The 5,644-nt window shown below is 65.0% G+C and carries 8 protein-coding genes; 7 read left to right on the top strand and 1 reads right to left on the bottom strand.

The window, feature by feature from the left end; translation table 11 throughout:
* The 7 genes from EOA85_RS25995 to EOA85_RS25965 all read left to right on the top strand — a co-directional run.
* Nucleotides 1-386: hypothetical protein (locus EOA85_RS25995; protein WP_127211675.1), on the top strand; the 386-nt coding region annotated here is incomplete at its 5' end.
* Entirely contained in the window at nucleotides 383-1,273 is an 891-nt protein-coding gene (locus tag EOA85_RS25990) for a hypothetical protein (protein ID WP_206523369.1), read from the top strand. The genes EOA85_RS25995 and EOA85_RS25990, both read left to right, overlap by 4 nt.
* Nucleotides 1,270-1,602 (top strand): hypothetical protein, encoded by a 333-nt coding sequence (locus tag EOA85_RS25985; protein WP_127211674.1) that lies wholly within the window; start codon nucleotides 1,270-1,272, stop codon nucleotides 1,600-1,602. The genes EOA85_RS25990 and EOA85_RS25985 overlap by 4 nt, the downstream gene beginning before the upstream one ends.
* Before the next feature lie 471 nt (nucleotides 1,603-2,073).
* Nucleotides 2,074-2,661, top strand: coding sequence for a hypothetical protein (locus EOA85_RS25980; protein ID WP_127211673.1), 588 nt, complete (start codon nucleotides 2,074-2,076; stop codon nucleotides 2,659-2,661).
* A gap of 581 nt (nucleotides 2,662-3,242) precedes the next feature.
* Nucleotides 3,243-3,428: a hypothetical protein gene (locus EOA85_RS25975; RefSeq protein WP_127211672.1), complete on the top strand. Its 186-nt coding sequence runs from the start codon at nucleotides 3,243-3,245 to the stop codon at nucleotides 3,426-3,428.
* Nucleotides 3,429-3,660: 232 nt separating this feature from the next.
* Nucleotides 3,661-4,587 (top strand): zincin-like metallopeptidase domain-containing protein, encoded by a 927-nt coding sequence (locus tag EOA85_RS25970; protein ID WP_127211671.1) that lies wholly within the window; start codon nucleotides 3,661-3,663, stop codon nucleotides 4,585-4,587.
* A 335-nt stretch (nucleotides 4,588-4,922) separates the two neighbouring features.
* Complete coding sequence (locus EOA85_RS25965) at nucleotides 4,923-5,201, top strand: DUF2285 domain-containing protein (protein ID WP_127211670.1); 279 nt, start codon at nucleotides 4,923-4,925, stop codon at nucleotides 5,199-5,201.
* A 101-nt stretch (nucleotides 5,202-5,302) separates the two neighbouring features.
* Here the strand turns inward: EOA85_RS25965 and EOA85_RS38210 are convergent.
* Nucleotides 5,303-5,644, bottom strand: a 342-nt coding sequence (locus EOA85_RS38210) for a hypothetical protein (RefSeq protein WP_206523368.1), incomplete at its 5' end; no start/stop codon positions are given.

Here is a 5,644-nt window from a genome sequence, read left to right as displayed (position 1 = left end):
GCAGGAAGCTGTCTCAATGGCAGTCCAACAACAGCAGGGGTCGCCTGATCCGCAAGCAGGGGGGACGGACCGTCGGCAGCATCAGCCTGCCGGCGAGCTTCACGCTGCATGAGGCCGATTACGGGTCCGGCGGTATCGTCGCCATCCGCCTGCATCGCACATTCTCAGCTGATTCCAGGCTCCGCTTCACGGTGCTCGAACGCCCGGCCATCGGCTCGCTCCGCGTGTTCGACCGGCCCGGCACGGACGCCGAGCTCGTCTATCTCGCCAGCGATCACGCCGATGCCGAGGAATGGCTAACGCGCCACGGCTATCCCAACGCCGTGCTGGATGAGCTCGCAGCAGACGAGATTACGGCCGATCATGTCGAGGGGAGGGCCGCGTGATAACTTGTGCTCCTGCAAATTCGCACGCCAACTCCATCTCCGGGTTTCCGGAGGTGGAGTTCGGCCGCAGCGCCGACGGTCTTCTTGTCGCCCTCGTCGGCGAGACGGCGTTTGCCATGCTGCCCGCGAGTGACGGGCGGCACTATCTCGCGACCGGCTGGCGCATCCGCAAGCCGTTTGCCCAATGGACGCGTTCGGACTTCTACGGCCATTGCGGGGAGCTTGCCGATGAGGCGGCATTCCGTGCGAAAGTCGAGGAGAACGCCGAGCACCAGCGCGACGAGCGGGCCCTTGGCCGCGTTGAAACGGCCTCCCGCATCGGCACGCCCTGGGGGCCATCGCAGGGCGCCACCGTCTATGCCGAGGGTGTGGTGTTCCACTCCACGGCGGGCCATGGCGGCTTTCAACTCGCGCCCGAACGCAACCGCAAGGTCCAGCCTCAGCTGCGTGCGGCAGATGGATTCTATGAGGAAGACGAGTGCTGGGCGATCGTCGCCTTCACCTTCCCGCATCTCTTCACCAGCTTCGAGCGACGTTGTGCGGAACGCACCATGAAGGCCAGCTTTCCGGACGCGTGGGAAGCGATCACGGGCAATGTGCTCCAGACCGGCGAATCCTGGAAGAAGGATGAGCGCACCTTTCTCGCCGAGCACGCCAACGACTGGATCGTGGTTTCGGCGATCACTTCGGATCACGACAAGGATTTCGTCGAGGTCATCGCCACGCCAGGCGGCAAGCGCGGTCCCGGAACCGAGGAGCGGCGCTTTCTCGTTCCGTCCGACGAGTACCGCATCGGGCACTTCGGCTTCGTCATCGACCCCGAACGCCACCAGGTCTACCACGGCCCGTCGAGCTTCGTCGGCTGGCAGGGGAGGCGGGCGTCATGACCTTGTCCCCCGAACGCCGCACCGAGCTCTTCCGCATGGAGGAAGCGCGCCGGCAGACACAGCGCCAGCTTGACAGGATCGACCGCCAGATTATCCGGCGCATGACGGCGCTGATCCCGCAATTGCAGCCGCGCCAGTCAGGCTATCGTCGGGGGAGGGCGCCGGACCCCGGCGCGTTCCTCGAGCGCTATCGGTCACATCTTGCCGCCCTGACCGCGGAACGGCAGCCGGAGATCGACGCCCTCTCCCGAAAGCTCGCGCGGCAGGATCTCGCGATCGCCAGATTCCTCGAGCGGCACGGCGGTTGTCTCAATGGACGGGCAGCGTGACGATCGGCCTGTCTACTGCGGGGCAGGCAAGCGCGTTTTCCGGGGGCGGCCAGCCGTATTGTCGCGCATAAGCCCGTTCATCTGGTGGCGACGCAACCGGCACAATCACAAGCAGGCTGTTTGCAAGGCGGTTGGTCACGGCAACCTGTCTTTCCGTTCCCCGTGTCGATGGACAGGCCCTTGCCCGGCCTCCCTTCGTTCGGTGTGCGGTCCTAAACCGGCGGCCGTGCGCTTCAAGGCCGCGTTCCGCGCCGCGGGGCGGCCGGTAGAGCCGTTCTCGCCACGGCGGGCCCGCTTCCCGCGCGAGGGCTGGTCAGCCCTGCTTGGACGCAAACCCACCCTGCTCGACCTGGCCCGCCCGGACCCTGAAGCGCCCGTCTTTCCGCCGGTTTTGTCTGGACCGCGACCGAAGGGAGGGCCGAGCAAGGAGCCGGTCCCGGCCTTCGGCGGAACGACAGGAAAGGAAATCCCATGACCAAGACCGCTCGCACTTCCCGCCAGTCCGCTCGCGTGGTCCCGCTCCGCAAGGGCACCACCCTCGAAATGGTCCGGCTCTGCTGCCCCGACGCCAGTCAGGCCGGCCTCATCTCCGAAAGCTTTGGCCTGCCCGTCCTCGACAGCGACGGCATCCGCGATCTTCACGAGAAGCTCATCGTCGAGACGGCCGATGCCCTCAATGAGGGCCTGGGAGAAAGGGCGATGCAGATCCACCTGCAGCGCATCGTCGGCGCCTATGTCGGCTCCGCCCACGGCGCCGGCCAGTTCTACAGCCGTGCGGTGACGGAAGCTCGCGACGCCACCGCCAAGGCTGCCAACGACGCCCGCGACGAGGACCTCGACGGTCCGGTCGGTTTCGACAGCGCCGCCCAGCGCAAGCGCGAGTTCGCCGCCGACATGGCGCTCCAGTCCCATGCGCTGCGCATGGCGGCCGAAGGCGCGGTCGCCGCCTACGAGCAGGTCGTCGGTGAGAAGTGGAAGCCTTTCGAGCGCCCGGTCGAGAACCCCGGCCAGAGCGTCGACCGCAAGGCGGCCGAAATGCAGCTGGCGGCCCTCGGGTAGGCCGCTCACGGGCGAGGCTTCGGCCTCGCCCGATCTTTACGCGTCGAGGACAATCCAGCACGGCGGTATCGGCCGATGCGCCTGCCAGCATTTCACCGCAGTTACGAGATGGATGTGACGGTGGCGCGACATACTTCGATGCCGGTTCGGGTCGACTGCAGGTGTTGCGCGATGAAGTGCCACGAACGTCTCGAACGCCGTTGGCGAGCGCGGCCGTTAACTGATTGAATCTCAGTTTCAGTTAGCCGGGTGCGCCAATCCTCGCCGGCGTACCCGAAATGCGCCTTACTCCTGAGCCGCGGCGGTTTTTCATCGAGCGCTTCAAGGCGCCCAGCGTGTTCCAGGGTTTCGACGCGAACAGATCGCGCCGATCGCCGGGCTCACATTGGGCCGCGTTCCAATCCCGCTCTCCCGGGATGGCTTCCTGGTCCGGCTCCGGATCTTCCACGATCAACCCATAAAGGGTCCGCTACGCGAGCGTGCGGCCGCTTGGCTAAAGCCTGCGCGGTGATCGCGCCCGGAGCCGGACACTGACGGAGCCATCGAGCGGGATTGGCCCGCTCCACAGATGGAGCCCTCCGATGTCGCACAATCTTGAACTCGCTCAAAAGCACGCCTGGAAGCTCGCCCGCACCCTGATGACTACCGTCATCCTCTTCCAGTCCGACGACCAGTATGGCGTCTTGCCCGAGGACGAGCTCGAAGACGCCGACGTTACCCGACTGTTCGAGTACGATCCTTATACGGGCGCGAGGTCGGTTCATTGAACCGGCCTTCGCGCACCACGCCCGCCAGGCAGGGCGCTTTCGTGCCTGTCCGCACTTCGCGCCCCGTCCCGGACCTCGCTCCTGCCGGGCTCGGCGTCGCGCGCAACGGCTTCGCCGTCCTCCACTGTCGTTTCGGCCCTTTCGGGTGCCCGCGCCTCCTGATCGCCCCGGCTGACGGATCGCCGTGACGGGGCCGCGATGGGCGCGGCCTCCAGAATGGAGGTTCAGGAAAATGAGCAGGAAAGAAAAAGGATCGCGGGCAGACCTCTACGCGAAGATCACCGAGAAGATCGTCGCCGATCTCGAAAAGGGCGTGCGCCCCTGGGTCAAGCCTTGGCGTGCGGGTCATCCGAGCGGCAACGTCAACAGGCCGTTACGCCACAATGGGCTGCCCTATCAGGGTATAAACACGCTGCTTTTGTGGTCCGAAGCGGTCGCGCAGGGCTTTGTTTCACCCTACTGGATGACATTCAAGCAGTCGGTCGAATTGGGCGCCCATGTCCGAAAGGGCGAAACCGGAACCACAGTTGTCTATGCCGGCAGCTTCAGCAAGACCGAAATCGACGCCAATGGTGACGAGGTCGAGCGCGGCATTCCGTACCTCAAAACCTATACGGTCTTTTGCGCTGATCAGATCGACGAGCTGCCGTCGCGCTACTACGCAGCAGCGGAGCCCGCGGCCGGGCCCGTCGAGCGGATTGAACATGCCGATCGCTTCTTCGACAACACCGGCGCGGTCGTGCGCTATGGCGGTGACAAGGCGTTCTACTCCCCATCGTCCGACCATGTGCAACTGCCCCATCCCGAAAGTTTCAGGGACATGGCGTCGTTCGTCGCAGTCCGCGCCCACGAAACCCTGCATTGGACGGCTGCCCCCCATCGATTGAACCGGGATCTCAGCCGCTACCACAAGGATCGCACGGACCGCGCGCGCGAAGAATTGTTGGTGGAGATCGGATCAGCGCTCATTTGCGCTGACCTCGGCATCGTTCCGGAACTGGAGCCGAGGCCGGATCATGCCTCCTACCTTCAAAGCTGGCTGACCGTCCTCGGGTCGGACAGGCGGGCGATCTTTACGGCCGCAGCCCATGCCCAGCGTGCCGTCGCCTATCTGCACGGACTGCAGCCGCAGTCAGAGACGATCGGGGAGGCGGCCTGATGCTCCATTCGTCTCCGCCTGGCTCCGGTATGGCGGGCGGATGGTGCCCGGGTTTATCTTGGTCTATCTCGGCTCCTGGATGGCAAATCCGAGCCTACGATCTTTGCGCTTGTCGCGGGAGTCTGGGCTTTGCGTTCCTCGTTTTGATGGTCATACTTAAACCGCCGCGCCGCACAGCGGAGCGAGACGGAATACGCAGCCTGAGGCGGTGTCGACGAGTGGTCGCCGAAAGGTGAGCAAGTCTGGTGAGCTGCGGCGTCGGCTACGACGTACAGAACAGCCCATTTGTCTGAGATTTGTGCGCCTAGACAAAGCACCCAGGAAAAGGAGAACTGATGCCTGCACCAGACCCGAATGTTGCTGACGAAGTGCCGTGGTCCGACAACATCACCCCTTACGATGATCGGCACAAGGTGACCTATATGCGCCTTCTCGATGCCGAGGCTGATGGCGCTGACTGGCAGGAAGTCGCCCGGATTGTCCTTCACCGTGACCCTGTGGCCGAGCCACAGCGCACCCGCCGTTGTTGGGAAGAGCATTTACGACGGGCAAAGTGGATGACGATAACCGGCTACCGAAAACTCCTGGCGGGCGATCGCGACACCCTGCAGTAAAGCGCGATCACGGTCGCGCCGGCACCATGATCGTGCAGCTCCGATCCCTCTTAGCCTTTGCCGCCGCCTCGGCGCACGCCGGGATGTGGGAAGAAGAGCTGTCACATGATCACTGATGGACCGGATGACCACAAACCGGCGGCCGTAGCGTCCGGCAGCCTCGCGGACCGGGACGCGACGGGACCGATCCACGCACGGGCAGCATAGGATGTCGCAAGGTCGGATCGGGCTGGTGCGAGCCCGCCGGCGAGCGATGGCGGCGTGGCTCGATCGCGGACAGTTCCGCAAGGCGCCGGCGCGCCTTCCCGCTTGCGGAATGGCTGGATGTGCGGACCGGGTTCGTTCTGCCTTCGCGTGGCGGCGTTCGGCACCTCGCCCTTTCGCTGAGCGCGTGGCGCATTGCCTTCGGCCTGCTGCGAAGCCGCCGTTCGCCCGAGCACAGC

This window comes from Mesorhizobium sp. M5C.F.Ca.IN.020.29.1.1, assembly GCF_003997375.1.
In the GTDB taxonomy this organism is placed as follows: Bacteria; Pseudomonadota; Alphaproteobacteria; order Rhizobiales; family Rhizobiaceae; genus Mesorhizobium; species Mesorhizobium wenxiniae.
The sequence above is the reverse complement of the archived record's forward strand: the minus strand, read 5'-3'. Positions and strand labels throughout refer to the sequence as shown.